This is a genomic window from Pseudomonas yamanorum, assembly GCF_013386765.1.
In the GTDB taxonomy this organism is placed as follows: Bacteria; Pseudomonadota; Gammaproteobacteria; order Pseudomonadales; family Pseudomonadaceae; genus Aquipseudomonas; species Aquipseudomonas yamanorum_A.
In genome coordinates, this window is the sequence record NZ_JACARE010000095.1 from 1 (window position 1) to 1,395 (window position 1,395).

1 protein-coding gene and 1 pseudogene are annotated in these 1,395 nt (G+C 61.1%); both read left to right on the plus strand.

Annotated features, from left to right (window positions below; all coding sequences use genetic code 11):
• A pseudogene (gene livM, locus HX875_RS32565) lies at window positions 1-644 on the plus strand (high-affinity branched-chain amino acid ABC transporter permease LivM); the annotation flags it as partial.
• A partial coding sequence (gene livG / locus HX875_RS32570; RefSeq protein ID WP_177049020.1) for a high-affinity branched-chain amino acid ABC transporter ATP-binding protein LivG occupies window positions 641-1,395 on the plus strand: 755 nt, incomplete at its 3' end. The pseudogene livM and the gene livG, both read left to right, overlap by 4 nt.

The following is a 1,395-nucleotide window of genomic DNA, read 5'->3' on the forward strand; positions in this document are numbered from 1 at the left end:
CTGGGCTTCGGTGAAATCATCCGTCTGTTCCTGCGTAACCTCACCGATATCACCGGCGGCCCCAACGGCATCAGCAGCATTCCCAAGCCAACGTTCTTCGGGCTGTCGTTCGACCGCACCGCAGCCGAAGGCATGCAGACGTTCCACGAGTACTTCGGGATCGACTACAACCCGGTGAGCAAAGTGGTGTTCCTGTACCTGGTGGCCCTGTTGCTGGCACTGGCGGCGCTGTTCGTGATCAACCGCCTGCTGCGCATGCCGATCGGCCGNNNNGCGAAGATGAAATCGCCTGCCGTGCGCTGGGCATGAACCCCACCGTCATCAAGCTTTCGGCCTTCACCCTCGGGGCAACCTTCGCCGGTTTCGCAGGCAGCTTCTTCGCCGCGCGCCAAGGTCTGGTGACCCCGGAGTCGTTCACCTTCATCGAGTCGGCGATCATCCTCGCCATCGTGGTACTGGGTGGCATGGGCTCGCAACTGGGCGTGATTCTCGCGGCGATCGTGATGATCCTGCTGCCGGAAATGATGCGTGAGTTCAGCGAATACCGCATGTTGATGTTCGGCGCCATGATGGTGCTGATGATGATCTGGCGTCCTCAAGGCCTGCTGCCCATGCAACGTCCACACATGGAGCTGCGCAAATGAGCCGCGAGATCCTGAAAGTCGAAAACTTGAGCATGCGCTTCGGCGGCTTGCTGGCGGTCAACGGCGTAGCCCTGACCGTCAAAGAAAAACAGGTAGTAGCGCTGATCGGCCCCAACGGCGCCGGCAAGACCACGGTGTTCAACTGCCTGACCGGCTTCTACAAGCCGGCTGGCGGCACCATCCTGCTGGACGGCCAGCCGATCCAGGGCCTGGCCGGCCACGAGATCGCCCGCAAGGGCGTGGTGCGTACCTTCCAGAACGTGCGGCTGTTCAAGGACATGACGGCGGTCGAGAACCTGTTGATCGCCCAGCATCGTCACCTGAACACCAACTTCTTTGCCGGCCTGTTCAAGACCCCGTCGTTCCGCAAGAGCGAGCGCGAGGCCATGGAATACGCCGAGTACTGGCTGGACAAGGTCAACCTCACCGAGTTTGCCAACCGCCCTGCCGGTACCCTGGCCTACGGTCAGCAACGTCGCCTGGAAATCGCCCGCTGCATGATGACCCGCCCGCGGATCCTCATGCTCGACGAACCGGCCGCCGGCCTGAACCCCAAGGAAACCGAAGACCTCAAGGCGCTGATCGGCGTGCTGCGTGAGGAAAACAACGCCACGGTGCTGTTGATCGAACACGACATGAAACTGGTCATGAGCATTTCCGACCATATCGTCGTGATCAACCAGGGCACGCCACTGGCCGACGGTACGCCGGAACAGATCCGCGACAACCCGGAAGTGATCAAAGCCTATTT